The following is a 26,661-nucleotide window of genomic DNA, read 5'->3' on the forward strand; positions in this document are numbered from 1 at the left end:
GCGTGTACGACCCTTCGCAGCTCCGCACGTTCCTCGCGGTCGCCCAGACGCTGAGCTTCACACGGGCCGCCCGCCGGCTGAACCTGCGCCAGTCGACCGTCAGCCAGCACGTGCGCCGCCTGGAGGAGGCCACCGGGCGCCAGCTCTTCACGCGCGACACCCACAGCGTGGAGCTGACCGAGGACGGCGAGGCCATGCTGGGCTTCGCCCGCCGGATCCTGGCGGCGCACGAACAGGCGGCGGCGTTCTTCACCGGGCGGCGCCTCGGCGGCCGGCTGCGGTTCGGGGCGTCGGAGGACTTCGTCCTGACACGGCTCACCGACATCCTGGAGTCGTTCCGGCACGACCACCCCGACGTCGACCTGGAACTGACCGTCGAGCTGTCCGGCACCCTGCACAAGCAGCTGGACGCGGGCCGGCTCGACCTGGTCCTCGCCAAGCGGCGCCCGGAGGATCCGCGCGGCGAACTGGTGTGGCAGGACGACCTCGTATGGATCGGCGCCGAGCGGCTCCGCCTCGACCCCGAGCGTCCGGTGCCGCTGATCGTCTACCCTCCGCCGGCCGTCACCCGCGCCCTCGCCTTCGAGGCGCTGGAGCGGCGGGGCCGCGCCTGGCGCGTGGCCTGCACGAGCGGCAGTCTGAACGGTCTGGTGGCTGCGGCCAGGGCGGGCCTCGGCGTGATGGCGCACTCGCGGGGCCTGATCCCGCCGGGCCTGGTCCCCGTCCCCGAGCGGGCGGGCCTGCCGGAGCTCGGCCCGGTCGACTTCGTGCTGCTGCACGGCGAACGGCGCTCCTCGGCGCAGGCGGCGGCGGACGCGCTGGCGGCGGCGATCCTGACGGGCGGCGACCGGCTGCACCGCGGGTCCGGCACGGCGGACGGCGGCAGGTCCGGCGCGGCGGGCGCGGACAGGTGAGCGAGGTCTAGCGCAGCGGGCGCGGATAGGTGAGCTCCTTGAAGCGGCGCAGGTAGGGCGCCGACTCGACGTGCCGCACACCGTCGAGCGAGCCGAGACCGCTGCTCAGATAGGCGTAGAGAGCGGCGGTGTCGCGGGTCAGCACGCTCGCCATGAGGTTCGCGGACCCGGTGATCGCGGAGACGTGCGCGGTCTCGGGGTGCGCGGCCATCGCGCGGCCCACCTCGTCCAGCGCTCCCGGTGCGACGGTGATCCAGAGCATCGCGGCCGCGGTGAAGCCGAAGCGCGCGGTGTCGTACTCGGCGTCGAAGTAGAGGGCGCCCGAGGCGCGCAGCGCGGCGATGCGGCGCTTGACGGAGGACTCGGAGCGGCCCGTGAGGCGCTGCAGTTCGGGGTGGGTGGCGCGGCCGTCGTTCTTGAGGGCGGCGACCAGCGGCTCGTCTTCGGGGGCGATGCGGGCGGGCCCCGACGTGTCCTGCGGCAGGGCGGGCCGGAGCGCGGCGACCTGCTCGTCACGGAGCGGGCGGTGCTTGCCGATCCAGCCGGTGCGGCCGCCGTAGAAGCGGTGCACCAGCTGGTGCGCGGTGATCTCGACGAGTTTCGTGCTCCGCAGGAGCTTGCCGAAGAGCAGGTCGTCGTGGTCCCCGGGGGTGCGGGGCAGGGTCATGCAGACCACTTCGGTGCCCGCCGACATGAGGTGCACCCACGCCGTGTCGGGGCGGCGGGCCAGGGCGGTCGCGATGGGCTCGGCGCCGTCGGGCGCACAGCGCAGCCGCAGCATCCACTCGTCGCGGCCGAGCCGCCGGGTGTCGCGGACGCCGACGACGCGCAGCCTCGCCTCTGCGCGCAGCCTGCGGTAGCGGCGGGCGACGGTCTGGTCGGAGACGCCGAGGACGCCCGCGACCCGGCTGAACGGCACCCGGCCGTCGACCTCCAGGGCGTGCACCAGCTTCAGGTCGAGCTCGTCGAAGACATCGGATTCCACCACGCAGGTCCCTCTTCATGTCGGATTGCTTCGCCTGGGTGCTCTCGGGCACCGGTATCGTCCGCCGCCGCTTCATCGTACGAGGACACCCACATCCGTGGGACCAGGAGCGGTACAAGGCTCGGAGGAACAAGGGATGCGTACATGGGGGCCGCTCACGGCGGTGTCTCTGGGGACGTTCATGCTGTTGCTGGACGTGACCGTCGTGATCGTGGCGCTGCCCGACATGGCGCGGGCGCTGGACGCCTCGCTGAGCGATCTGCAGTGGGTCATCGACGGCTACGCGCTCGCGCTGGCCGCGCTGCTGCTCGGCGTCGGCGCCGCGGCCGACGTGCTCGGCCGGCGACGGCTCAACGTCATCGGCACCGCGCTGTTCGCGCTCGCCTCGCTGGCGTGCGGGCTCGCTTCGGACGCGAACGTGCTGGTGGCGGCCCGCGCCGTGCAGGGCTTGGGGGGCGCCGCGATGCTCGCGACGACACTTCCGCTGCTCGGCGCCGCCTACCAGGGGCGCGACCGGTCGACCGCGCTCGGCGTGTGGGGCGCGGTGAGCGGCGCGTCGGCCGCGCTCGGCCCGGTCGTGGGCGGACTCCTGACGGCGGGGCCCGGCTGGCGGTGGATCTTCTTCGTGAACCTGCCGGTGAGCGTGGCGTCGATCTGGCTGACGCTGCGCGCGGTGCCGGAGTCGAAGGCGCCGGCCGGCCGCCGCGTCGACTGGGCGGGCACGGCCGCGTTCGCGGGCTTCGCCGGCACGGGGACGTACGGGGTGCTGCGCGGCGGCGCGGACGGGTGGACCTCGACGGCGGCCGGGACGTCGTTCGCCGTATCGGCGCTCGCCCTGCTCTGCTTCGTCCTGGTCGAACGGCGCGTCGCCCAGCCGCTCCTGGATCTGCGGCTGCTGCGCAAGCCCGCGTTCACCGGCATCCTGCTCGGCGCGGTCGCCTACAACGGGGCGGCCTTCGGCGTCATCCCCTATCTCTCGATCTGGCTGCAGACCGTGCTCGGCATGAGCCCGATGCGCGGCAGCCTGGTGCTGCTCCCGCTCGGCGGGATGTCGTTCGTGGTGGCGCTGCTCGCCGGACGGCTGCTGCACGGGGTGGCACCGCGCCTGGTCATCGGGGGCGGACTGGTCCTGATCGGCGCGGGCGGCTTCGGCATGGCGGTCCTCGACGCCGGATCGTCGTGGGGGTCGCTCGTGCCCGGCCTCATGGTCACGGGCATCGGCTCCGGTCTGGTCGCGCCGGGCCTCGCGGGAGCGGCGCTCGCCGCCGTGCCGCCCGCGAACGCCGGGATGGCGGGCGGGGCGGTCAATGCCTTCCGCCAGCTCGGGTACGCGATCGGGGTCGCCCTGTTCGGCACGGTGCTCACCGCGGGGATGCGGGACTCGCTCGGCCGCGAGGCGGCGCACACGGTCGCGGGTGGTGGCGCATCCGCCCTGCACGGCACGGTCCCCGAGCACACGGTCCGCGCGGCCTTCGCCTCCGGCCTGAACGGGGCGTCGCTGGCGGCGGGCGTTGCGGGTCTGGCCGCCGGCGTCCTGGTGCTGGTGATGGTGCGGACGCCGGGGCGGCGGGGGCAGGTCGTGGGGGCGAGCGGTACGGCCGGTGCCGCGCCGGCTCCCGCGCAGACGGCCACGGTGGGGGCGGCGGGCGCCGCCGCCGGAACTTCGGCGCGGGAGACGGAGGGTCGGGGGAACGTCCGCTGAACCGGGTGGGGGCGGCGGTGGCGGTACGCGCGTCGGCCGCGGAGCCCGGACCGGGTTCCGCCGCCGACGCGCGGCGGGCCGGGGGCGGCCGGCGGTCGCCTCCCGACGGCGCCGTCCCGCGCCTCTTGGGCGTCCCCCCCACCTTCAGTGCCGCGCCCCGCTTGTCCACGTGCTGGGCACCCGGGTGGCGGATCTTCGTCGCCCGGCGGCGACGCGGCAGGTCACAGCGGTGCGCCGGGAGCCGTCAGGTGGCGCAATGCTGCCGCAACACCACCACGGCCACCGCGCCGGTACGTTCCCTGCCATGCCAGCCGAACACAGCCCCGCCTCGCTCCCCGTCGCCGCCGCACGGCGCCGACGGCTGCGTGCGGACCAGGCACGGCAACTCGCCGATCTGCTGCGTCACCAGATCCTGACCGGCGGCTTCCCGACCGGTGTCCTCCCTTTGGAGGACGTCATCGCCGCCGACTACCGGGCCAGCCGCAACACCGTACGACAGGCCCTGGACCTGCTGCGCGGCGAGCAGCTCGTGGACCGGAAGGCCGGTGTGGGCACCGTCGTGGTCGGCGAGAAGTACCCGCACGGCCTCGACCGGCTGCAGGGTCTGGCCGAGATCCTGCACGAACACGGCAGGGTCACCAACGAGGTCCGTACGGTCGGGCCGGTCTGCGCCCCCGCCCCGGTGGCGCACCGGCTGGGTCTGCCCGACCACACCGACGTGCTCTGTATCGAGCGGCTGCGCCGCCTGGGCGGACTGCCGCTCTCCCTGGATCTGTCGTACCTGCCGATGGACGTGGGCGGTGAACTGCTCGGCTGCGACCTGGAGAACACGGACGTGTTCCGGCTCCTGGAGACGCTGACCGGCAGTCCCCTGGGGCACGCGGAGATGACGCTCGAAGCCGTGAACGCCGACGCGCACTCCGCGGCGGTCCTCGAGGCACCGCGCGGAAGTGCCGTTCTGATGCTGGAACGGCTCACGCACCTGCCCGACGGGCGGCCCGTGGACCTGGAGTTCATCCGCTTCCGCGGCGACCGCATCACCATGAGCGGCGTCCTGCGCCGGTCCCTCTGACCTGCCCGGGCACCCGGTTCCCCGCCCACATCGCCCCACCGCACCACTCCCTCACCGCCCTTCCCACCGCCCTTTCACCGCCTTTCCTGGAGACAGCCATGCCTGTTGTCCCGCAGCGCTCCGACGTGCCCGTGACCATCGACGAGTCCCGGTGTATCGACGGCTGCACGCTCTGCGTCGACATGTGTCCGCTCGACTCGCTCGCGATCCGCGAGGACAACGGCAAGGCGTACATGCACGTCGACGAGTGCTGGTACTGCGGCCCGTGCGCGGCCCGGTGTCCCACCGGCGCGGTCACCGTCAACATGCCCTATCTGCTCCGGTGACTCCGGTGACTCCGGTGAAAGGCACCACGTCCATGACAGACAAGCCCCTCCTCCGGCCCCCCTTCCGGCCCTTCTCCCGGCAACAGGTCCTCGTCCGGCTCCTGCCCCTCGCCCTGCTGGTGCCCGCGGCCACGGCGTGCGGCGGCGCCGCCGGGGCCCAGGACTCCCGCACCGTCACCGTGACCGTCGGGTACCAGTCGAAGACCATCAACACCGTCACCGCGGGGACGCTGCTGCGCTCGCTCGGCTACTTCGAGGAAGCGCTCGCGGCCCGTGGGAAGAAGGACGGCAAGACCTACGAGGTGAAGTGGCAGGACTACGCCACGGGCGCCCCGATCACCGCCCAGATGACCGCGGGGAAGATCGACATCGGGTCGATGGGTGACTTCCCGCTGCTCATCAACGCGGCCCGCGGCAAGCAGCTGGGGCAGCCGACGCGGCTCGTCTCCGTCACCGGCTACAACCTCCGCGGCGGCCTCAACACCGTGGTCACCGCGCCCGGTTCGGACCTGCGCTCGCTCGCCGACCTGCGCGGCAAGAAGGTGTCGACCAGCGTCGGTTCGGCCGCCGACGGCACTCTGGTGCGCGCTCTGGAGAAGGCCGGGATCGATCCGGACGAGGACATCAGCAAACTCAACCAGCAGCCCAGCGTCGGCGCGTCCGCCCTGTCCGGCGGCAGCGTCGACGCCCTGTCCCAATTTGTCGCCTGGCCGGGACAGTTGGCGTACGAGGGCAAGGCTGAGGCCCTCTACGACGGCGCCGACCTGAACCTGCCGACCTTCCACGGAGTCACCGTCCGCGAGGAGTTCGCCGACGAGCGCGCCGGGGTCCTCGGCGACTTCCTGCGGGCGCAGCGACGGGCCACCGACCACCTCCGCGAGAAGCCGGTCGCCGCTGCGGAATCCGTCGCCGAGGAGACCGGGCTGCCTGCCGAGGTCGTGTACCTCTACAACGGCGCCCACGGCATCGCCACCTTCGACCCGGCCCTGCGCCCCGAGCTGATCGCCGCGCTGAAGAAGGACGTGCCGATCCTCAAGGCGGGCAAGCTGGTGGGCGACGTCGACGTGGACTCCTTCGTCGACCCGGAGCCGCTGGCGCGCGCCGCGCCCGCCCGCCCCTACCCGAAAGCCTCCGTGGAGCCGGGTGCCGCCACGTCCGAGCTGTGGCTCAAGGGACACGACACCACCCGTACCTTCAAGAGTCCCGAAGACCTCCTGAAGGCGGTCAAGGGTGCCGACGTGCGGGCCGCCTACGTGCCGGACGCCCTGACCGGCACCCTATGGTTCGCCGACCGGTCGGTGTGGGTGGCGGACGGCTCCGAGCTGCGCGCGTTCGTCACCCGCGATCACGCGAAGACGTACGTCGGACAGCACTCCGGTGCCCGGGTCGTCGGTTACGCGGACGCCGTGGGGCTCGCCTCATGAGCGGGATGGCCCGCCGCCTGGTCCGGGTGGCCTCGCTCGCGGCCGCCCTCGGCCTCTGGCAGCTGCTGACGTCGGTGGACCTCGAACTGTGGCTGCGCTTCGGGCAGTTCCCCACGGTCGGTGAGGTGGCGTCGGCCTTCGGCGACCGGCTCGGCACCGCCCCGTACTGGCAGGACCTCGCCCACAGCCTGCGCCGCATCGTGATCGGTTTCCTGCTCGCCGCGGTCCTCGGCGTGGCCGCGGGCACGGCGGTCGCCCGGTCGCGGTGGGCGGCCGACCTGCTCGGACCGCTGGTGGAGGTGGCACGGCCGGTCCCGGCGATCGCGCTGGTCCCGGTCGCGATCCTGCTCCTGCCCACCAACGAACAGGGCATCGTCTTCATCACCTTCACCGCGGCGTTCTTCCCCGTCCTGGTCTCGACGCGGCACGCGGTGCGGGCGCTCGCGCCGGTGTGGGAGGAGGCCGTGCTCACCATGGGCGGCAGCCGGCTGCGGGTGCTGTTCTCGGTGGTGCTGCCCGGCGCGCTGCCGGGCATCTTCGGTGGCCTCTCGGTGGGCATCGGCGTCGGGTGGATCTGCGTGATCTCCGCGGAGATGATCTCCGGCGAGTACGGGGTCGGCTACCGCACCTGGCAGGACTACACGGTCGTCGACTATCCGGGCGTCTTCGTCGGCATGGCCACCATCGGTGCTCTCGGCTGGCTCACCTCCACCGCGGTGGAGTCCGTCGGCCGTCGCGCCACCGCGTGGCTGCCGCGCCCGCACGAGCGGGCCCCGTCCCGTGCGGCACGGCGCGCCGCCCGCACCACACCCCCGGCCGCCCCCGCCCCGACCTCCACGCCTGCTCCCGGGCCGGCCCTCGACAAGGAGCGCGTCCCATGAGCCACGCACACCCCGTGACGTCCCTCGGCGGGAACGGCGCCGAACTCGCCCTGGACGAGGTACGGCTCGGCCACCGCGCCGGTCACGCCCTGCCCGGCACCGTGCGGCTGCGGATCGCGCCCGGCGAACTCGTCGCCGTGCTCGGCCCCTCGGGCTGCGGCAAGTCCACCCTGCTGCGCACCCTCGCGGGACTGCTGCCCCCGCTGGGCGGCCGGGTCACCCAGGACGGGGAGCCGATCGGCGCACCCGGCGCCGACCGGGCCCTGGTCTTCCAGGAGGATGCCCTGCTGCCGTGGCGCAGCGTCCGCGCCAACGTCGAACTCCCCCTGGCCATCCGCCGGGTGGCCAGGGCAGAGCGGCGGCGCGTCGCGGACGAGTGGCTGGAGCGCGTCGGCCTCGCCGCGCACACCCGGGCGCTCCCGCACCGGCTGTCCGGCGGTCAGCGCCAGCGCGTCCAGCTGGCCCGCGCGCTGGCGGGGCGACCCCGCGCGGTGCTCATGGACGAGCCGTTCGGCGCGCTCGACCCGCACACCCGCGCCGGGATGCAGGAGCTGCTCGTGGACATCCTGCACGGCACCGGCGCGACCGTCGTCTTCGTCACCCACGACGTGGACGAGGCGCTCCACCTCGGCGACCGGATCGCCCTGCTTCCCTCCGGAGAGGTCCTCGACGTCCCGCACCCCCGTCGGCGGGACGCGCGCGACGCGCCCGCCACCACCGCCCTGCGCCGTCGCGTCCTCACCTCCCTCTGACCCCGGCGCCCCCGCGCCCGTAGCCGAAAGGCCGCCCGTGACCACCCCCTTGGCCGTCCCCGCCCTCGCCGACGCGACCGAACTCTCCTGCGACGTCCTCGTCATCGGCGGCGGCACCGCGGGCACCATGGCCGCGCTGACCGCCGCCGAGCACGGCGCGGACGTGCTGCTCCTGGAGAAGGCGCACGTGCGGCACTCCGGAGCCCTCGCCATGGGCATGGACGGCGTCAACAACGCGGTCATCCCCGGCCGGGCCGAACCGGACGACTACGTCGCGGAGATCACCCGCGCCAACGACGGCATCGTCGACCAGTCCACCGTCCGGCAGACCGCGACCCGCGGCTTCGCGATGGTCCAGCGCCTCGAGTCGTACGGTGTGAAGTTCGAGAAGGACGAGCACGGCGAGTACGCGGTCCGCCAGGTGCACCGCTCCGGCTCGTACGTGCTGCCGATGCCGGAGGGCAAGGACGTCAAGAAGGTCCTCTACCGGCAGCTGCGGCGCCGCGAGATGCGGGAGAGGATCCGCATCGAGAACCGGATCATGCCGGTCCGTGTGCTCACCCACCCCGAGGACGGGCGGGCCGTCGGGGCGGCCGGATTCCACACCCGCACCGGGGCGTTCGTCACCGTGCGGGCGGGCGCGGTGATCCTGGCCACCGGCGCCTGCGGCCGCCTCGGCCTGCCCGCCTCGGGCTATCTGTACGGGACGTACGAGAACCCGACGAACGCGGGCGACGGCTACGCGATGGCGTACCACGCGGGGGCCGCGCTCACCGGCATCGAGTGCTTCCAGATCAATCCGCTCATCAAGGACTACAACGGCCCGGCGTGCGCGTACGTCGCCAATCCGTTCGGCGGCTACCAGGTGAACCGGCACGGCGAGCGGTTCGTGGAGTCGGACTACTGGTCGGGGCAGATGATGGCGGAGTTCTCGGCCGAACTCGCCTCCGACCGGGCCCCGGTGTACCTGAAGCTGAGCCATCTCCCGGAGGAGACCATCAGCGCCGTCGAGTCGATCCTGCACACGACGGAACGGCCCACGCGCGCCGCCTTCCACGAGGGCCGGGGCCACGACTACCGCACGCACGACATCGAGATGCACATCTCGGAGATCGGACTGTGCGGCGGGCACTCGGCGTCCGGGGTGCGCGTGGACGCGCAGGCCCGCACGACCGTCCCGCGCCTGTACGCGGCCGGCGACCTGGCCTGCGTACCGCACAACTACATGATCGGCGCGTTCGTCTTCGGCGACCTCGCGGGCGCGGACGCGTCCCGGTTCACCGCCTACGAGGGCGAGTTGCCCGGTGCGCAGCTGGCCGCCGCGCACGAGCTGGTCTACCGGCCGCTGCGCCGTCCCGACGGGCCGCCGCAGCCCCAGGTCGAGTACAAGCTGAGGCGGTTCGTGAACGACTACGTGGCGCCGCCGAAGGCCGGGGCGAAGCTGTCCCTCGCGGTGGAGGCGTTCGAGCGGATGCGGGGGGAGATCGCCGGGATGGGGGCGCGCACCGCCCACGAGTTGATGCGGTGCGCGGAGGTGTCGTTCATCCGGGACTGCGCGGAGATGGCGGCCCGCGCCTCGCTGGCCAGGACGGAGTCCCGCTGGGGCCTGTACCACGAGCGGCTCGACCACCCGGAGCGGGACGACGCGGGGTGGCTGCACCACCTCGACCTGTACAAGTCCCCTGCCGGGACGATGGAGTTCAGGGCCCGGCCGGTCGAGCCGTACGTGGTTCCGGTGCCGGAGTTCGAACCGGTGGCCGGGGCGGAGCGGTTCCTGGGCGAGGCGCCTCTGGTGCCCGTCGCGACGGCGGGAGGGCGCGGCACTCCGCCGGCCGCCCGCCCTGCCGCGGCCACCGGGCCCGCCGCCCCGTCCCCCGCCGCAGGCTCCGCCGCGTCGAGCCCCGCTCTCCTGCGCCTCCTCTCCCTCGCCGAGGAGTCCCCCGAACTGGACACACTGGCCCCCTACTTCGCCGACGCCGACCCGGCGGTGCGGGCCTCGGCCGTCGCCGTCCTCGCCGAGACCGTGCCGGCCGGGGCCGGGCCCGCGCTCGCCCTACGGCTGCGGGACCCCGCGCCGCAGGTCCGCGAGGCCGCCGCGGGCGCCCTGCGCGAACTGGTCGAGGTGCTGCCCGCGGAACCCGCCCTGGGGTCCGGCCTGCGGGCGGCGCTCGACTCGGCTGACCCGGCGGTGCGCGGCGCCGCGCTGGACGTCCTGCGGGCCCTGCGGCTCGGCGACGCCCCGGTGTACGCCGCCGCGCTCGCCGACACGGACATCGCCGTCCGCATCCAGGCAGTGCGGGCCCTGGTCTCCGTGGACGCGAGCGCCGACCTGGCGGGGGCGGCGGCCGACCCCGCCCGTGAGGTCAGGGTCGCGGTGGCCCACGCTCTCGCGGCGGTGCGCGATCCGGCGGCGCCCCCGCTGGACCCGCTCATCGACGACCCCGATCCGCTGGTCAGGGCGGCCGCGCTGGCCGCGCTCGCGGCCACCGGCTGCCCGCTCCCCCAGGCCGAACGGGCCGTGGCCGCGCTCGGCGACCCGGCCTGGCAGGTCAGGGCCGGGGCCGCGACGGCGCTCCGCGCGGCGCCGGCCGATCCGGCCGTGGCCGCCCTCGCCACCGCGTCGGGCGACCCCGACCCGGACGTCCGCAAGGCCGCCGTGCTCTCCCTCCTGGCCCACCGCGCCGCCCCCGGCGCCCGCACGGCCCTCGCCGCCGCGACCACCGACACCGACGCGGACGTCCGCGCCTACGCAGGCCGCGCCGCCTCCTGACGGGACGCGGCCCGGCCGGCCCGGAAGCCCTCGATGCCCTGCGGGCGTCGGGGGCTTCTCCATGACGAGAGAAACCCACCCGAACCGCTCCGCTAGCATGATTCAACTCACGACGATCGCCCTCATCAGCCCAGCTACATCGGGAAATCGTGCCTAACAGCACAAAGATTGAACTATTACCCAACGCCTAACAAATCGGTCAAACAGTTGATACCTATGCCATCACGTGTGTTTTCCCGAATAAGCGGCAGACTTGCGCTCACGTGGCGCCAACCACGCGTGATGCTGTGGGCCGCGGCGAGCGTGGTGGCCCTCGGGTTCCTCGTCGCACTGGAGATCGCCGCGCGCCACTACGGCATGCCGGGGCCGATCACCAACCAGGCGAAGGAAGTGATCTTCGCTCCCAAGTCGGGCCCGCTGCTGTACGCCAGCATGGCGCTGATGATGGTGGTCCTCACCTGGCGCGAACGCTTCGTCGCGTTCGGTGTCGCGGTCGGCATCGACATCGTCTTCGCCCTGGTGCGGCTGGTGGTCGACGCCAAGATGATGTTCGGCAACGGCGCGTTGTGGGTGATCCTGGGCTGCGCCGTCATCGCCGTCACGCGCCGTACCGGCCAGGAACGCGTCCTGCTCCTGAAGGGCGTCGGGCTCGGCCTGCTCCTGGTGGCGGGACGCAAGACCGGCGACGCCTGGCTGCTGATCACGTCGAAGACCCGTCCGACGGTCCTCGACCAGTACGTGGCGACCGCCGATCACGCGCTGGGCAATCCGTCGTGGGTGGTGGGGCGCCTCGTCGAGGCCACCGGACCGGTCGGCACCCACGTGCTCGACTGGGTCTACATCCAGCTCGCGGTGGCCGCGGTCTGCGTCGCGCTGTACCAGCTGCGCAACGTGGCGACCGAGCGCCGCTTCCCGGGCCACCACCTGGTGCGCACGTTCCTGGTGATCGGTCTCCTCGGACCGGCGATCTACATGATCTACCCGGTGGTCGGGCCGATCTTCGCGTACGGTCCCGGCGCCTCCGGCACCGGCGGCCTGCAGTGGGCGACGGCCGACCTGTGGCCGCACACGGCGCCGGCGATCACCGCCCCGCACTCGATGCCGTACGACGGGATCACCCCGCGCAACTGCATGCCCAGCCTGCACACGGCGTGGGCGACCACGATCTTCATCCACTCCCGCACGGCGCCGCGAGGCCTGCGGTACGCCGGCACGTTCTGGATGATCGCCACCCTCGGCGCCACGCTGGGCTTCGGCTACCACTACGGCGCGGACATCATCGCCGGTGTGGTGTTCGCGGTCACGATCGAGGCGGCGCTGCGCTCGCTCGACCGCGGCTGGGACCGCTCGGGCATCCAGCTGGTCGCCTACGGCAGCGCGGTGTTCGCCGCGCTCCTGGTGTCCTACCGCTATCTGCCGATGGAGATGGCCCGGTATCCGTGGATCTTCGGACCGCTGCTCGTGCTGGCGATGGTCTCGGTGATCCAGGGCTACATCCGCACCACCAGGCAGTGGGAGCCGAAGCCCGCACCGGCGCTGAAACCGGAACCCCAGCCCGAGATGGTCTGAGCCCCCCTTGGCCGTTCCGCAGGGCGGTCGCCCGCACCCCGTGTGCGGACGGCCGCCCTCGGCGTGTACGGGCGCCCCGCTCCCGCCCCTCAGACGCGGCAGCGCAGCATCTCCATCGGCGGGTTGGCGCGGAAGTCCGCCCAGTACTCCTCGCCGAATTCGCGCAGGCCGGCCTCCGAGACGTCCAGCGGGAGCCAGGCCACCTCGCTGAACCCGGCCGCTCCCAGGCACTTCTCGTAGACCTCGCGGCGCGGGCGGGTCGTGACGAATCCGACCGGCTCGTCGAACAGTGCCGTGATCCGCACGCGCGGCCCGACCTCGGTCTCCTCGCCGGTCAGCTCGCTGGTGAAGCCGTACGGACGCATGGAAGGACCGTCGAAGCGGTAGTCGGGCGACTGGTTGAGCGCGAAGAACTCGCCGCCGGGCGCCAGGCCGCGGTGCACGGCGCGGCACATCCGCTCCATGGTGGCGACGTCCTGCGCGTAGTTGAGCAGCTGGACGCCGACGGCGATGTCGAAGGACCGTTCCAGGGGCCGCAGTTCGGACACGTCGCCCACCTCGTAGCGCACCCCCAGCGGCTCGGCCTCCTCCAGGCCGCGCGCCACGGCGACCATCTCGCCGGAGATCTCGACCCCCAGCACGTCCGTGGCGCCGCGCCGCTTGAACTCCCTGCTGTAGAAGCCGGTGCCCGACGCGAGGTCGAGGACCGACGTGCCCCGCACGTCCCCGACCAAGGACAGGAAGCCGGGCACCACCGCGTACCGCTCCAACGGCATTGCCTTGAAGCCCTCGTACGCCTCACCGATCTCGTCGTACTGCTGCCTGCTCGCCATGTGCGGTCCTCCCGTGCGCCGTGCGATGTCATCGGCACCCGGCGCCCCGCTCCCGCGACGCGCCGCGACCCGTGCCCGGCAGTCTCTCCACCTCCCGGCAGGGGGCCGTACTGGCAGAACCCACAAAGATCCGGACGCCGTCCCGGCTCCGCGCACAACCTCACCGACGGGCGGACGGCCCCGATCCCCCCAGGGTAGGAGCGGCTTTCCCAGGAAGTTCCTTCCCTTATCCCCGGCCTGTGGCGGTCGCAGGATGGTTCCCGGCAACGCGACAACGGATCACCGGTACACGCAGGAGCACACCATGACCCTCACTCTCGACACCTACCGGCTGCTGGGCCGCTCCGGGCTGCGGGTCTCCCCGCTGGCGCTCGGCGCGGCGACCTTCGGCACCGAATGGGGCTGGGGCACCGGGCAGGACGAGGCGCGCAAGCTGTTCGACCTCTACGTGGAGCGCGGCGGCAACTTCATCGACACCGCCGACACCTACACCGACGGCAGCTCCGAGCGCCTCCTCGGCGAGTTCACCCGCGAGCGCCGCGAAAGCCTGGTGCTGGCCACGAAGTACTCGACGCTGCGCAGGCCCGGCGACCCCAACTCCGGGGGCGCTCACCGCAAGAACATGTTCGCGTCGGTGGAGAGCAGCCTGCGCCGGCTGAACACGGACTACCTGGACCTGCTCTACCTGCACGTGTGGGACTTCACGACACCGTTCGACGAGATCCTGCGCGGCCTGGACGACCTGGTCCGCCAGGGCAAGGTCCTGTACGTGGCGATGTCCAACGTCCCCGCCTGGCAGGTGTCGCGCATGCAGGCCGTCGCCGACCTGCGCGGCTGGTCGCCGCTGGTCGCGCTGCAGGTCGAGTACAGCCTGATCCAGCGGACCGCGGAACGTGACCTGATCCCCATGGCACGCGAGCTGGGTCTCGGCGTGGTCCCGTACTCACCGCTCGGCGGCGGCGTGGTCACCGGCAAGTACAGCCGCGCCGACCTGGCCGGGGCGGGGTCCGGTCCGGACGTCGGATCCGACGACGGCCCGCCCCGCAAGGGCCACAACATCACCCTGGGCAACCTCACCGAGCGCAACCTCGCCATCGCCGACGTCGTCAAGGAGGTCGCGGCGGAGCTGGGCCGTACGCCCGGCCAGGTCGGGCTCGCGTGGACCCTGCACAACCCGGGCGTGACGGCACCGATCGTCGGCGCCCGCACCCCCGCGCAGCTGGCGGACAATCTGGGCGCCCTGGAGGTCGACCTCACCGCCGCGCAGCTGGCCCGCCTGGACGAGGCGGGCGCGATCGGGCTCGGCATCCCGCACTCCCTGCTCGCCAGCGATTTCGGCCGTGCGGCGACCCGTGGCGACCTGACGGTCGAAGCCCGCCGCTGACCCCCGCGGACTCGCCGGCCCCGGGGGATCGATGGACACTGGCGTAAAGGCTCGGGGCTGCCACGGAGGTCTGCCATGCCCCGCCCCGTCTGGTCAGGCGCGATCAGCTTCGGCCTGGTCACCATCCCCGTCAAGGTGCTGCCCGCCACGGAGAACCACAGCATCCGCTTCCACCAGTACCACCTGGAGGACATGGGGCGGGTCCGCACGAAGAAGGTGTGCGAGATCGAGGACCGCGAGGTGTCCGGGGCGGAGATCGGCAAGGGCTTCGAGGTCAGCAAGGACACGATCGTCGAGGTCACCGACCAGGAGCTCGCGGAGCTGCCGCTGCCGACGGCGAAGGCGATCGAGATATCGGCCTTCGTGCCCTACGGGTCCATCGACCCGATCCGGATCGGCGAGGGCTACTACCTGCAGGGCGACGGGCAGGTGGCGGCGAAGCCGTACGTCCTGCTCCGCAAGGCCCTGGAGCGCTCGTCCAAGGCCGCGGTGGCGAAGTTCGCGTGGCACGGCCGGGAGCGGCTCGGCCTGCTCCGCGTGCAGGACGACGTGATCCTCCTGCACGCCATGAAGTGGGACGACGAGGTGCGCAGCCCGGAGAGCCTGGCGCCCCGGCAGGTCGACCTGGCGGACACCGAGATCGACGAGGCCGTGCACCTCATCGACTCCATGACGGCCGACGGCATCGCGGGCCAGGAGTGGGCCACCGACCGCTACACCGCCGCACTGGAGGAGCTCATCACGGCGAAGGCGGAGGGGAAGGAGCCGCCCGCGGCGCCGGAGCGGGAGGAGCCGGGCGGGAAGCTCGTGGACCTGATGTCGGCGCTGGAACAGAGCGTCCGCAAGGCCGAGAAGGCCCGCGGGGAATCCGGGAAGGGACCGGGGAACGACGCGACGGTCCACGAGCTGCCGAAGAAACGTACGGCCAGGAAGAGCGCCGCGAAGAAGACGGCGGCCAAGAAGTCCACGACGAAGAAGAGCGCCCCCGCTCGCAAGACGACGGCGAAGAAGCGGGGGGCGTAGGCGTCGGCGCCCTTCACGCGGTCGGCCGGTAGTCCCGCGCCCCCGTGCCGTTGGCGCGCTCGATGACGCCCGCCTCTTCGAGGCGGCGCAGCTGGTAGAGCACGGAGGACGGGCTGGCGAGCCCGACCGCGGCGGCGATCTCGCGGACGCTCGGCGCTTCGCCGTGGTCGGCTATGTGGCTGCGAATACAGGCCAGGACGGAACGCTGCCGGTCCGTGATGTCCCAGGAGCGGCGGCTCACGAGGACTCCTCTGCGCGTCGGCGCAGGTCGGCCCGCTCGGTGCGCGGCACGTCCTGGGCGAGACGCCGGGACAGGCCGATGAGCCGTCGCCGAAGGGCGGTGTTACCGCCCGCGGGGGCCTGGGCAAGGGCCTGGTAGGTGCGGTTCCAGTCGCGCTGGGTCTGTACGGGATCGTGGGAGTAGTCGGCGTGCACCATGCCGCCAGTAGAGCATATGTTCGATTTCCTGAGCGAACGGCCGTTCCCGGCCCTCGCGGGCGCCGCCCCCGCCGGCCCTGCGTGATCGGCGGTCCCCTGCGAGGATCGGGGGATGGCGGACGCACCCCTGCAGATCAACGCCCTCATCGTCGACGCCCGCGAACCCGAGCGGCTCGCGGCCTTCTGGTCCGAGCTGCTGGGCAGACCGGTCGTGGGCCGTACGGGACCGTACGTGTGGCTGACCCGCGAGAACGGCCTCGGCATCGGCTTCCAGGAGACCACCGCGGCCAAGCAGGGCAAGAGCCGCCTGCACTTCGACGTCACCTCGCCCGACCCGGCCGCCGAGCAGCCCCGCATCGAGGCGCTCGGTGGCCGCAGGCTGGAGGAGTACGCCGACGGCGGGTTCCTCGTCATGGCCGACCCGGAGGGCAATGAGTTCTGCGTCATCCCCGACGGGCCCTTCCACCTCGACGACGAGGGACGTACGGACTACCTCGGCTGACCGGCAGCCGGAGGTCAGGCCGTCACGGCCGGTGCGAGCACCTCCTCGCACCACTGCCGGAACGTCGTCGGCGTCGTCGAGTCGGGGGTACGCGGCTCGGCGTTGTCCAGGCCTCGGTTCTTGGCCTCGAACATGTCCACCATGCCCTGCGCCATCCCTTCGCTCATGCCGAAGCCGGTCATGCGCGCCTTGAGTGCCTGGCCGGGGATCTGCCGGTAGTGGACCTCCCTGCCGAGCACCTCGGAGATGATCTCCGCCATCTCGGTGGGCGACAGGTCCTCGGGGCCCAGACAGGCGACCTGGCCCGAGCCCTGCCAGGTGTCGTCGAGCAGCAGGCGTGCGGCGGTCGCGGCGATGTCGCGGGTGGCGACGGTGGGCGCCTTCAGGTCCGGGTCGATCATCATGAAGAACGCGTCCTGCTCGTTGATCGCGCCGACCTGATGCAGCAGGTTGTGCATGAACGACGGGCAGGCGACGGCCCGGAAGGCGACGCCGGAGGCCGCGATCAGGTCGCACATGGCGAGGGAGGCGGCCGCGAGACCGGCCCGGTCCGCCCCCTGCGCCCCCCGGCCGAGCGCGGTGATGGCCACCACCCGCCGCACACCGTGACGGGTGAACGCCTCGCAGGCGGGGCGGGTGAAGTCGACGTAGACGTCCTCGGCGCGCGGCGCGTCCCCGTCGTCCGGAGCGAGCCAGAAGACCGTGTCGGCCCCGGCGCACGCCCGGTCGATGACGGCGGCGTCGCCGTGCGACCCCTCGACGACCTCGACGCGCTCACGCACCTCGGGTGCGAGCCGTGCGGGATCGCGGACGACGAGGCGCAGCGGCGCCCCTCGGTCGAGCAGGTCGTCGACGAGCAGCCGCCCGATGGTGCTGGTGGGCGCGGTGACGACAATCATGGTGGTGCCTTTCCGGTGCATGGGTGTGGGTGCGTGGGTGTGGGTGTGGGTGCGTGGGTGCACGGTGACGGTGTTCGGGTGGCGGCGCGGGCGAGGCCTCGCGTCGGTCAGGCCGGGCGCGGGATGTACGCGAGGCCGTGCGCGCCGGACGTGCCGAACGCGGCGTGCTTCAGGCGGTTCAGGCTCCGCAGCGTCTCCAGGTCGACGATCTCGACGGTGGACGAGCCGTGGCAGGCGACGTAGCCGATCCGGCCGTCGGGGGACGAGGTGATGGTCAGCGGGACGGCGCCCACCTCGATGTCGCCGAGCCGCTTGCGGGTGTCGGCGTCGAACACCGTGAGGCGGCCGGGCGCCATGCGGTTGCCCCCGCTCACCTCGTCGCGCTCCACACGGACCTCGCCCACGAGCAGCTTCCCCGTGGCGGTGAGGTGGAGCGGCATCGCGGCGTTGTCCAGGGGCAGCGTGTCGACGACGGATGCCGTCCGGGTCTCGATGACCTTGATTCCGGGCGGTGTTGCCTGCGCCCCCGAGAAGGAGCCGCGGTACGGCGCGGCGACGAAGGCGTGGCTGCCGTCGGCCGTGACGGCGATGCCCTCGCTGCCCGGCACCTCGACCTTCGCCGCGAGGGTCCCCCGGTCGAGGTCGAGGACCGAGACGTACGGCGCCTCCTTGTTGGCGACGTACGCCGTCCGTCCCGCGCCGTCGACGGCCACCCAGTGCGAGCCGGGCGCGTCGGTGTCGATCCTGCCCAGCGTCCTGCGGGTCCGCGTGTCGATCACGACGACGCCGCCCGGCCGCTCGTCCGAGCCCTCCACGGTGACGTAGAGGCGGCCGTGGACCGCGTCCAACGCCGGTCCGTGCGGGGCGTGTTCCGGGGCGAGGTCGACGACCTCGACGATGCTGCGGGTGTCGGGGTCGATGACGGTGAGCTCGGTCCGCCGGCCGCTGTTGGCGTGGTAGAAGCCCGAGCGGTACGTCGTCGTGCACCACAGCAGCCGCTGGACCGGGTCGAAGCTCAACTCGTGCGGTTCCGCGATGGTTTCGACCGATCCCAGGTGCCGGTCGGAGGCGGCGTCGAAGAACGAGACGGACGCGCCGCTCTGGCTGACCACGGCAAGGACGTCGCCTTCACGACCCGCCCGTTCCTGTCCCGTCCGTTCCCGTCCCGCCCGCGAGGTCTCCTGCTTGTCGGACATGTCTGACTCCTGCCGCGCCGTGAGGGGTTGGCCCGCGTTCTCGTGGGCCCGGCACCACTCTCCGGGCGCGGCGGTCCGCTCAGCAATGCAAGAACCGGCACCCAATTATTGACGCAAACGCAAAAGTGCAGCTCAGGAACGGACCAGGGGACGGACCAGCGCGGCTCACCGACTCTCAGAAGCCGCGCCAGACGTTGTCGAACGCCGCGTCCTCGATCGCCCTGCGCTGCCGTACACCCCGCAACTCCTGCACCGCGTCGCCGACGGCGGCGAGCACCGCCGTGACCGGCTCACCGGCGGGCTCCGGCGCGGCGGGCTCGCCCCCGGCCGGCTCGTCGCGGAGACCGGCGGCGGCCGCCAGCGCGGCGAGCACGGGTTCGCCGGCCGCCCGGCGCTCCTCGGCCAGGCGCCGGACGCCGGAGTCACTGGCGGGCTTGGCCCGCCCGCTCCACAGCCGCATCCCGCGCCCCCGCGGCCGGCTCGTCAGCCCCGCCTTCTCCAGGTCGTCGACGTACGCCTGGAAGAGCCCGCGGCCCCGCCGCCACAGCCAGTCCTCGACGGACTCGTACGGCTCCTCGCGGACGAGGGCCGCGGTGGCCTCGTCCAGGAGGCGGTCCCCGGTGGGCCCTTGGGCTCGCGGCAGCATCCGGTCGCCGTCCACGGTCAGCGCCCCGGCATCGACGAGGTCGAGGGCCTCGGCCCCCGCGAGCGCGAGCGACAGGTCGCCCTGCTCGACGGACCGGCCAAGGGGCCCGTCCAGGGCGACGATCGTGAGGTCCCGTGCGGTGGTCATGTGCGGCTCCACGTCAGTCGGCCGGGTAGCACCCGGCGCGGCGGGCCGGGTGTGCTGCACGTTCGATTCTCGCTCCACTCGGCGCCCCGTGCGCCCTGCCGCCCGGAGGAAATGACGGAGCCGCCGTGCCGGAGCGCGTAGCTTCCCGATCTTGGGGCACACACGGGACAGAGCCGTATGCAGGGACGAACACGTCTGTACGCCGCGTACAGATTCCGTGGAGATTACGCCACCGAAACTTACTCCGGCGTAAGTAAGTTGTCCGGCCCTTCCCCTTGTGGCCACATTTCCACCGGCTGACCTGTGCCGATGGTCCGTACCGGCCCGGTTTGGACCCCCTCCCGGAGGGGCGCGGGGTGGGGTACCGTCACGGCGCTGTGCGGAGCGCCACAAGGAGCATCATTGCGCGAGTTCACGAATCCTCCGATGGCATCGGTGCCGCTGGTGGGCGGCCTTGCCGACGCCGTGTTCGACCATGCCGCCGAGGACCCGCTGCGCATCGCCTTCGGCCGCAAGACCGACGGGCGGTGGTCGGACGTCACCGCGGGCCAGTTCCGCGACGAGGTGCTCACTCTCGCCAAGGGGCTGATCGCCCAGGGCGTGCGGTTCGGTGACCGCGTCGCCATCATGTGCCGCACCCGTTACGAGTGGACGCTGTTCGACTTCGCGCTGTGGACCATCGGCGCCCAGGTCGTGCCGATCTATCCGACGTCCTCGGCCGAGCAGGTCGTCTGGATGCTGCACGACGCGCAGGTGTCGGCCGCGATGGTCGAGCACGAGGACCACGCGATGACGATCGGTTCCGTCATCGACCGTCTGCCGCAGTTGCGGCGGCTGTGGCAGCTGGACGCCGACGCGGTGGGCGAACTGGCCGAGGCGGGGCGGGACATCGACGACGACGTCGTGCACCGGCACCGGCGCGCCGTCACGCCCGACTCGATCGCCACGATCATCTACACGTCCGGCACCACGGGCCGCCCCAAGGGCTGTCTGATCTCGCACGCCAACTTCATGTTCGAGGCGGACGTGATGGTCGGACGCTGGGAGCCGGTCTTCCACTCCAAGCGCGGCGACGAGGCCACGACGCTCCTCTTCCTGCCGCTGGCGCACGTCTTCGGCCGCATGGTGCAGATCGCCGCGGTGCGCGGCCGGGTCAAGATGGGCCACCAGCCGAACCTCAACGCGGCGGCGCTGCTGCCCGATCTTGCGGCGTTCCGGCCCTCCTTCATCCTGGCCGTGCCGTACATCTTCGAGAAGGTCTTCAACGCGGCGCGGCGCACGGCGGAGAAGGACGGCAAGGCGGGACCGTTCGACAAGGCCGTCGAGTGCGCCGTGCGGTATGCGGACGCGCTGGAGGCGAGGGCCTTCGGGACGGGCCCCGGCCCCTCGGCGGCACTGCGCATGCAGCACCAGCTCTTCGACAAGCTCGTCTACTCCAAGGTGCGCGAGGCGATGGGCGGCCGGGTGCGGCACGCGATGTCCGGCGGGTCGGGGATGGACCGTCGCCTCGGGCTGTTCTTCGCGGGCGCCGGGGTGACGGTGTACGAGGGGTACGGCCTGACCGAGTCGACGGCCGCCGCGACCGCCAACCCGCCCGAGCGCACCCGCTACGGCACGGTGGGCCGGCCCATCCCCGGCACGACGGTGTACATCGCGGACGACGGCGAGGTCTGGCTGCGCGGCGACAACGTCTTCCAGGGCTACCTCAACGATCCCAAGGCCACCGACGCGACCGTGCACGACGGCTGGCTGGCCACCGGTGACCTGGGCGCCCTCGACGAGGACGGCTATCTGACGATCACCGGGCGCAAGAAGGAGATCCTGGTGACGTCCGGCGGCAAGAGCGTCTCGCCGGCCCAGCTGGAGGAGCGGGTGCGCGATCATCCGCTGGTCGCCCAGTGCATCGTCGTCGGCAACGACCGCCCCTACATCGCGGCGCTCGTCACGCTGGACTCGGAGGCCGTCGAGCACTGGCTGACCATGCGGCGCAAGGCGATGCTGCCGCCGGGCGAGCTGGTGCGCGACCCGGATCTGGAGACCGAGGTACGGCGGGCCGTCGTCGCCGCCAACACACTGGTCTCACAGGCGGAGTCGATCCGTACGTTCCGGATACTGGCCCATCAGTTCAGCGAGGAGCACGGCCTGCTCACGCCGTCGCTGAAGCTGAAGCGGAAGGCGATCGAGACGGTGTACTCGACGGAGGTCGAGGCGCTGTACCGCAGCTAGGCACGGCCCCTGAAGCACGCGGAAGGGCCTTCGGGAAGTCAAGGAAAGGTTTCTGACGGGTCATCAATTAGCGATGCGGCGGTTATTGACGGTTCGTCAGGTCACGCACAGAATCAGCCCCACTTCGACTTCAGGGGGCTCGACCGTGTCGCGATCGATCCGCACCATCTCCGCCGCCGTTGCGGCCCTGCTGCTCGCCACCGCCTGCAACTCCGCCTCCAACAGCGACGGTCCGGGCGGCGGGGGCAAGGGCGGCAGCTCCGCGCGCGGAGTGAGCGACGACTCCATCAAGGTCGGCGGGATCGTCTCCATGACGACCGCCAGCGGCTACAGCAAGAAGGACACCGACCTCGGCGCCAGGGCCCGCTACGAGCGGGCCAACGCAGAGGGGGGCGTGCACGGGCGGAAGATCGACTACCTCGGCGCGGAGGACGACGGGCAGGACCCCGGCAAGAACCTCGCCGCGGCCCGCAAACTCGTCCAGCAGGAGAAGGTCTTCGCCGTCTCCCCCATGAGCTCGGTCACCTTCTCCGGAGCGGACTTCCTGCAGGAGCAGAAGGTGCCGACCTTCGGCTGGGGCACCATCCCGCCCTTCTGCGGCCCGAGTTACCTGTACGGGTTCGGCGGCTGCATGGTGCCGATGCCCGGAGGCACCATCACCCAGAGCTGGCCCGAGGGCCTGAAGAAGGTCACGGGCGGCGCCGAGGGCAAGTCGGTGGCCATCCTCGCCAACGACAACGACGCGGGCACCTTCGCCATCCGCACCTACAAGCAGAGCTTCGCGGCGGCCGGTTACCGGGTGACGTACGCCAAGTCGACGGTCCCCGCCACCTCGGTGCCGAGCGACTGGTCGGCGTACACGAAGGAGATCCTGCGCTCCGACGGCGGGAAGGCGCCGGACGCCGTCGTCTCCGTCATGCAGACCCCGTACAACATCGGCCTGTTCACGGCCGTCAAACGGGCCGGCTTCCAGGGCGTCATCACCGACCCCACCGACTACGACCCCGGACTGCTCGCCAAGAGCGCGACGAAGAAGGCGCTGGACGGCGTGCACATCCTGCTGGCCTTCCAGCCGTTCGAGCAGGACAGCGCCGACATGAAGCGGTTCAAGGCCGACATCAGGAAGGCGGCGGGCAAGGACGTACCGCTCAACATGCACATGATGACCGGCTACATGTCCGCCGACCTCTTCCTCGCCGTCGCCGAGAAGGCCGGCAAGGACCTCACCGTCGACTCCTTCCAGCGGGCGGCGAACGGCTACTCCGACACCGGCACCATGGTCGGCGACCGCAGCCTGCCCAAGGGGCAGAAGGAGTCGTTCGGCTGCGGCGCCCTCGTCCAGCTCAAGGACGGGAAGTACACGGTGTCGTCGCCGTTCAAGTGCTACGAACCGATCCCCTTCAAGTAGGGGCGGGCCGCCATGTCCGACCTGCTGGGATTCGTGCTGAGCGGTCTCGTCTCGGGTGCCCTGTACGCCCTCCTCGCCACGGGCCTCGTCCTGTCCTACTCGGCGTCGGGCCTCTTCAACTTCGCGCACGGCGCCACCGCCTACCTGTGCGCCCTCGCCTTCTACGAACTGCACTCCGGCTTCGGCTGGCCCGCCGTGCCGACCGCACTGCTCCTGGTCGTCGTGGTGGCGCCCGCGCTCGGCTGGGGCCTGGACCGGCTGATGTTCCGCAAGCTGGCCAGGGTCGGCGAGAGCGCGCAGATCGTCGCGACGATCGGACTGCTCGTCGCGCTGCCCGCGCTCGGCCTGTGGGTGGTGGAGCTCCTGGCGGACGCGGGGGCCTCCGTCAAACCCGCCGAGAACCAGTTCGGACTGCCGGGCGTCGGGCCGAGCCCCGCCAAGAACTGGCAGCTCATGGACGGTGTCGGCATCGACTCCGACCAGCTGATCACCTGGGTGGCCACGGCGGTCGTCGCCGTCGGCCTGTGGATCCTGATGCGCCACACGCCCCTCGGGCTCCGGCTGCGGGCGGCCGTCGACAACCGCTCGCTCGTCGAGCTGCGCGGCATGAGTGCCGACCGGCTCTCGTCGGTGGCGTGGATGCTGTCGTCCGGCCTCGCGGGCCTGGCCGGTGTGCTCGCGACACCCCTCCTGGGGCTCTCCTCGCACGACTTCACCCTGTTCCTCTTCGTCTCCGCGACGGCCGCCGTGCTCGGGCGCTTCCTGTCGGTCCCGCTGGCGTTCGCGGGCGGCCTCGGGCTCGGGGTGCTGCAGAACCTCGTCGCGGGGTACGCCGACTTCGCCGAGAAGATCACCGGATTCCGTACCGCCGTGCCGTTCCTGATCCTCTTCGCCGGGCTGCTGCTGCTCACGCGCCGGCAGCGGACGGCGGGCACGGCGGCGGCCGACGAGCCGCCCGTCGACTATCTCGCCGGACGGTCGTGGGTCCGCAAGTGGGGGCCGTGGGCGGCGGCCGCGCTGCTCCTGGCCGTGGCCTTCTACACGGTCACCACCCCCTTCTGGAGCGGCATCCTCGCGCAAGGGCTCGCGATCTCCCTGGTCTTCATCTCGTTCACCGTGGTGACCGGGCTCGGCGCGATGGTGTCGCTGGCGCAGGCCACCTTCGTCACGGGCGCGGCCCTGGTCGCCGGTCTCCTGATGAGCCACGGCTGGCCGTTCTTCGCCGCCGCGCTGGTGGGGACCTGCGCGGCGGCGGTGCTCGGCGCGCTCGTCGCCCTGCCCGCGCTGCGGCTCGGCGGACGCTCGCTGGCCCTCGCGACCCTGGCACTCGCCTTCCTCGCCGATCACGTCCTCTTCCAGATGGGGTGGTTGAGGAACGGCGACACGGGGTGGGAGATCCCCCGCCCGGTCTTCGGCCCGGTCGACCTCTCGGACGACCGCGCCATGGGCGTCGCGATGATCGTCCTCGTCACGGTGGCCGTCGCCGCGCTCGCCGCGCTGCGGAACTCGGCCTCGGGTCGCGCGATGCTCGCCGTGCGATCCGCGCCCGCCGCCGCGATGGCCTCGGGAGTGTCGGTGGTGCGCACGAAGCTGCTCCTGTTCACGCTGTCGGCGGGGCTCGCGGGGTTCGGCGGCGTGATGTACGCGTCGTTCAACACCCGTGTCACCGCGACCGACTTCACCGCGATGACCGGCCTGATCTGGCTGGCGGTGGCGGTCGCGGCCGGGGTGCGCAGGGCGCAGTTCGCGGTGGTGGCGGGCCTGGTCTTCGCGATCGTTCCGCACCTGATCGCCGACTACGTCACGGAGTCCGTGCACCTGCCGGTGATCCTCTTCGGCCTCGCGGGGCTGGCACTCGCCAATGACCCGGACGGGTACTGCGCGGCGGTGTCGGTACGGATGCATCGGAGACGGCAGGGGGCACGGACCAGTCCCAGCACCGTTGCGCCAGAGGGGACTTCACCATCCGTGCCGGTCGAGGAACGGCAACCGCGCCACCCCGAGCACCCCGGCACGGCGCCTTCGACGGCGAGTCGGGAGACGGAGCCCGCAGGCCTCCTCCTCCGCGACCTCCACGCCGGTTACGACGGCGCCCCCGTCCTGCACGGGGTGGACCTGACCGTGCGGCCCGGCGAGATCGTCGCCCTGCTCGGGCCCAACGGCGCGGGCAAGTCCACCACGTGCCTCACCGCGGCGGGCCTGCTCCGGCCCACCGCGGGCCAGGTGTACGTGGCCGGGCACGACGTCACCCGGCGCGGCGCGGTGCAGCGCTCCCGCGCGGGTGTGCTACTCGCCCCCGAGGGCAGGGGCATCTTCCCGTCGCTCACCATCGACGAGAACCTGGCCCTGTACTTGACGGACCGGGACGACCGCGACGCCGTGTACGAGCGGTTCGCGGGGCTCGCCGTCCGGCGCAAGGTTCCCGCGGGGTCGCTGTCCGGCGGCGAGCAGCAGTTGCTGGCGCTCGCCCCGCTGCTGCAGCGCCCGCCCGCGGTGCTGATCGCGGACGAGCCGTCGCTCGGTCTCGCGCCGCGCGTGGTCGACGAGGTGTTCCGACTGCTGCTCGAAGTGCGGGACGCGGGCGCCGGGTTGCTGCTCGTGGAGGAGAAGGCCGCCGAGATCCTCGGTGTCGCGGACACGGTGGCGTACCTGGCGCAGGGCCGCGTCTCCTGGTGCGGCCCGCGCGCGCAGGTGCGGGCGGACCGGCTCACGGAGGCGTACCTGGGCATGGCCGCGGACGACGGGCGGCGGCAGACGAAGGGGGTGGCGAGGCCGTGAGGGAGCGGGAACACGTTCTGGAGGCCGACGGCATAGGCGTCCGCTTCGGCGGGATCCGGGCCCTGGACGGGGTGGGCCTCGCGGTCGGCCGGGGCGAGGTCGTCGGGCTCATCGGCCCCAACGGGGCGGGGAAGACCACGTTGTTCGACGTGCTCTCCGGCATCCGCGGGCCCGACCGGGGGCGGGTGCTGCTCGACGGGGGTGACGTCACGCGCCGCTCCCCCGTGTGGCGGGCCCGGCACGGGATGCGCCGCACCTTCCAGCGCCGGCAGCTCTTCGGGCAGCTCACCGTCGCCGACAACCTCGTCGTCGCGCAGGAGTGGCGGGGCGGCGGGGGCGGCTTCGCCGCCGATCTGCTGGCCGCGCCGACCCGGCGCGCGCACGAGGACGCGCGGCGCGAACGGGCCGCGGACGTGCTGCGCGCGTGCGGCCTCGACGCCCTCGCCGGGCAGTACGCGGGTGCGCTGCCGGTCGGGCAGGCCCGCATGGTGGAGCTTGCGCGCGCGGTCGCGGACCCGCCCAGGGTGCTGCTCCTGGACGAGCCCGCTTCCGGGATGACGGCCGACGAGCGACGGCAGCTGTCGGCCGTCGTCCGTCATCTCGCGGACGAGGAGGGCTGCGCGGTACTGCTCGTCGAGCACAACGTCGCCTTCGTGATGGAGCTCTGCGCCCGTGTCGTCGTCCTCGACCTCGGCCGGGTCCTGGCGCACGGCACGGCGGCGGAGGTGCGGGCGGACCCGAAGGTGCGGGACGCCTATCTCGGGACCGCCGGCACCGTCACCTAGA

General features: G+C 72.5%; 23 protein-coding genes. 16 read left to right on the forward strand and 7 right to left on the reverse strand.

The window, feature by feature from the left end:
* Positions 1 to 2: 2 nt before the first annotated feature.
* The gene (locus ACZ592_RS14205; protein WP_471581934.1) at positions 3 to 914 is read left to right on the forward strand and encodes a LysR substrate-binding domain-containing protein; all 912 of its coding nucleotides are present in this window, start codon (positions 3 to 5) and stop codon (positions 912 to 914) included.
* 7 nt (positions 915 to 921) lie between these two features.
* On the opposite strand, the gene ACZ592_RS14210 is transcribed toward ACZ592_RS14205, so the two are convergent.
* Positions 922 to 1,902, reverse strand: coding sequence for an Lrp/AsnC family transcriptional regulator (locus ACZ592_RS14210; protein ID WP_471581796.1), 981 nt, complete (start codon positions 1,900 to 1,902; stop codon positions 922 to 924).
* 133 nt (positions 1,903 to 2,035) lie between these two features.
* On the opposite strand from ACZ592_RS14210, the gene ACZ592_RS14215 reads away from it, so the two are divergent.
* From ACZ592_RS14215 to ACZ592_RS14250, 8 genes are all read left to right on the forward strand, one after another.
* A complete protein-coding gene (locus tag ACZ592_RS14215) occupies positions 2,036 to 3,601 on the forward strand; it encodes an MFS transporter (protein ID WP_471581797.1) in 1,566 nt (521 codons plus the stop codon).
* Between the two features lie 304 nt (positions 3,602 to 3,905).
* Positions 3,906 to 4,673 (forward strand): GntR family transcriptional regulator, encoded by a 768-nt coding sequence (locus ACZ592_RS14220; RefSeq protein WP_471581798.1) that lies wholly within the window; start codon positions 3,906 to 3,908, stop codon positions 4,671 to 4,673.
* A 98-nt stretch (positions 4,674 to 4,771) separates the two neighbouring features.
* Positions 4,772 to 4,999, forward strand: coding sequence for a 4Fe-4S dicluster domain-containing protein (locus ACZ592_RS14225; protein ID WP_326772304.1), 228 nt, complete (start codon positions 4,772 to 4,774; stop codon positions 4,997 to 4,999).
* 32 nt (positions 5,000 to 5,031) lie between these two features.
* Positions 5,032 to 6,423, forward strand: coding sequence for an ABC transporter substrate-binding protein (locus ACZ592_RS14230; RefSeq protein WP_471581799.1), 1,392 nt, complete (start codon positions 5,032 to 5,034; stop codon positions 6,421 to 6,423).
* 5 nt (positions 6,424 to 6,428) lie between these two features.
* Positions 6,429 to 7,304, forward strand: a complete 876-nt coding sequence (locus ACZ592_RS14235; protein WP_471581935.1) for an ABC transporter permease — start codon at positions 6,429 to 6,431, stop codon at positions 7,302 to 7,304.
* Positions 7,301 to 8,056 (forward strand): ABC transporter ATP-binding protein, encoded by a 756-nt coding sequence (locus tag ACZ592_RS14240; protein ID WP_471581800.1) that lies wholly within the window; start codon positions 7,301 to 7,303, stop codon positions 8,054 to 8,056. Before ACZ592_RS14235 ends, ACZ592_RS14240 begins: the two co-directional genes overlap by 4 nt.
* Positions 8,057 to 8,105: 49 nt before the next feature.
* Entirely contained in the window at positions 8,106 to 10,826 is a 2,721-nt protein-coding gene (locus ACZ592_RS14245; protein ID WP_471581936.1) for a fumarate reductase/succinate dehydrogenase flavoprotein subunit, read from the forward strand.
* A gap of 282 nt (positions 10,827 to 11,108) precedes the next feature.
* A complete protein-coding gene (locus ACZ592_RS14250) occupies positions 11,109 to 12,395 on the forward strand; it encodes a phosphatase PAP2 family protein (RefSeq protein WP_471581801.1) in 1,287 nt (428 codons plus the stop codon).
* 89 nt (positions 12,396 to 12,484) lie between these two features.
* Here the strand turns inward: ACZ592_RS14250 and ACZ592_RS14255 are convergent, their stop codons facing one another.
* Complete coding sequence (locus tag ACZ592_RS14255; RefSeq protein ID WP_471581802.1) at positions 12,485 to 13,228, reverse strand: class I SAM-dependent methyltransferase; 744 nt, start codon at positions 13,226 to 13,228, stop codon at positions 12,485 to 12,487.
* A 304-nt stretch (positions 13,229 to 13,532) separates the two neighbouring features.
* Between ACZ592_RS14255 and ACZ592_RS14260 the strand changes: the two genes are divergently transcribed.
* Both ACZ592_RS14260 and ku read left to right on the forward strand, forming a co-directional pair.
* On the forward strand, positions 13,533 to 14,612 hold the full coding sequence (locus tag ACZ592_RS14260; protein WP_471581803.1) for an aldo/keto reductase: 1,080 nt from the start codon (positions 13,533 to 13,535) through the stop codon (positions 14,610 to 14,612).
* A 75-nt stretch (positions 14,613 to 14,687) separates the two neighbouring features.
* The gene (gene ku / locus ACZ592_RS14265; RefSeq protein ID WP_471581804.1) at positions 14,688 to 15,635 is read left to right on the forward strand and encodes a non-homologous end joining protein Ku; all 948 of its coding nucleotides are present in this window, start codon (positions 14,688 to 14,690) and stop codon (positions 15,633 to 15,635) included.
* Between the two features lie 13 nt (positions 15,636 to 15,648).
* On the opposite strand, the gene ACZ592_RS14270 is transcribed toward ku, so the two are convergent.
* Together ACZ592_RS14270 and ACZ592_RS14275 are read right to left on the reverse strand one after the other, a co-directional pair.
* Complete coding sequence (locus ACZ592_RS14270) at positions 15,649 to 15,876, reverse strand: LexA family protein (protein ID WP_471581805.1); 228 nt, start codon at positions 15,874 to 15,876, stop codon at positions 15,649 to 15,651.
* Positions 15,873 to 16,073: a hypothetical protein gene (locus ACZ592_RS14275; protein ID WP_471581806.1), complete on the reverse strand. Its 201-nt coding sequence runs from the start codon at positions 16,071 to 16,073 to the stop codon at positions 15,873 to 15,875. The genes ACZ592_RS14270 and ACZ592_RS14275 overlap by 4 nt, the downstream gene beginning before the upstream one ends.
* A 112-nt stretch (positions 16,074 to 16,185) precedes the next feature.
* On the opposite strand from ACZ592_RS14275, the gene ACZ592_RS14280 reads away from it, so the two are divergent.
* Positions 16,186 to 16,575 carry a VOC family protein gene (locus tag ACZ592_RS14280; protein WP_471581807.1) on the forward strand — a complete coding sequence of 130 codons (390 nt, stop codon included), beginning with the start codon at positions 16,186 to 16,188 and terminating at the stop codon, positions 16,573 to 16,575.
* 14 nt (positions 16,576 to 16,589) lie between these two features.
* Here the strand turns inward: ACZ592_RS14280 and ACZ592_RS14285 are convergent, their stop codons facing one another.
* The 3 genes from ACZ592_RS14285 to ACZ592_RS14295 form a co-directional block, all read right to left on the reverse strand.
* Entirely contained in the window at positions 16,590 to 17,474 is an 885-nt protein-coding gene (locus tag ACZ592_RS14285) for an NmrA family NAD(P)-binding protein (protein ID WP_471581808.1), read from the reverse strand.
* A 107-nt stretch (positions 17,475 to 17,581) separates the two neighbouring features.
* Positions 17,582 to 18,670 (reverse strand): YncE family protein, encoded by a 1,089-nt coding sequence (locus tag ACZ592_RS14290; protein ID WP_471581809.1) that lies wholly within the window; start codon positions 18,668 to 18,670, stop codon positions 17,582 to 17,584.
* Between the two features lie 175 nt (positions 18,671 to 18,845).
* Entirely contained in the window at positions 18,846 to 19,463 is a 618-nt protein-coding gene (locus ACZ592_RS14295; protein WP_471581810.1) for a GOLPH3/VPS74 family protein, read from the reverse strand.
* A 426-nt stretch (positions 19,464 to 19,889) separates the two neighbouring features.
* Between ACZ592_RS14295 and ACZ592_RS14300 the strand changes: the two genes are divergently transcribed.
* The 4 genes from ACZ592_RS14300 (at position 19,890) to ACZ592_RS14315 (ending at position 26,660) form a co-directional block, all read left to right on the forward strand.
* Positions 19,890 to 21,689 (forward strand): AMP-dependent synthetase/ligase, encoded by a 1,800-nt coding sequence (locus ACZ592_RS14300; RefSeq protein ID WP_471581811.1) that lies wholly within the window; start codon positions 19,890 to 19,892, stop codon positions 21,687 to 21,689.
* A 145-nt stretch (positions 21,690 to 21,834) separates the two neighbouring features.
* A complete protein-coding gene (locus tag ACZ592_RS14305; RefSeq protein WP_471581812.1) occupies positions 21,835 to 23,097 on the forward strand; it encodes an ABC transporter substrate-binding protein in 1,263 nt (420 codons plus the stop codon).
* A 12-nt stretch (positions 23,098 to 23,109) separates the two neighbouring features.
* Positions 23,110 to 25,875 carry an ABC transporter permease subunit gene (locus tag ACZ592_RS14310; RefSeq protein WP_471581813.1) on the forward strand — a complete coding sequence of 922 codons (2,766 nt, stop codon included), beginning with the start codon at positions 23,110 to 23,112 and terminating at the stop codon, positions 25,873 to 25,875.
* Positions 25,872 to 26,660, forward strand: a complete 789-nt coding sequence (locus ACZ592_RS14315; protein WP_471581814.1) for an ABC transporter ATP-binding protein — start codon at positions 25,872 to 25,874, stop codon at positions 26,658 to 26,660. Before ACZ592_RS14310 ends, ACZ592_RS14315 begins: the two co-directional genes overlap by 4 nt.
* The last annotated feature ends 1 nt before the right edge of the window (position 26,661 follow it).

The sequence above is a fragment of the Streptomyces sp. NPDC040622 genome, from assembly GCF_055593965.1.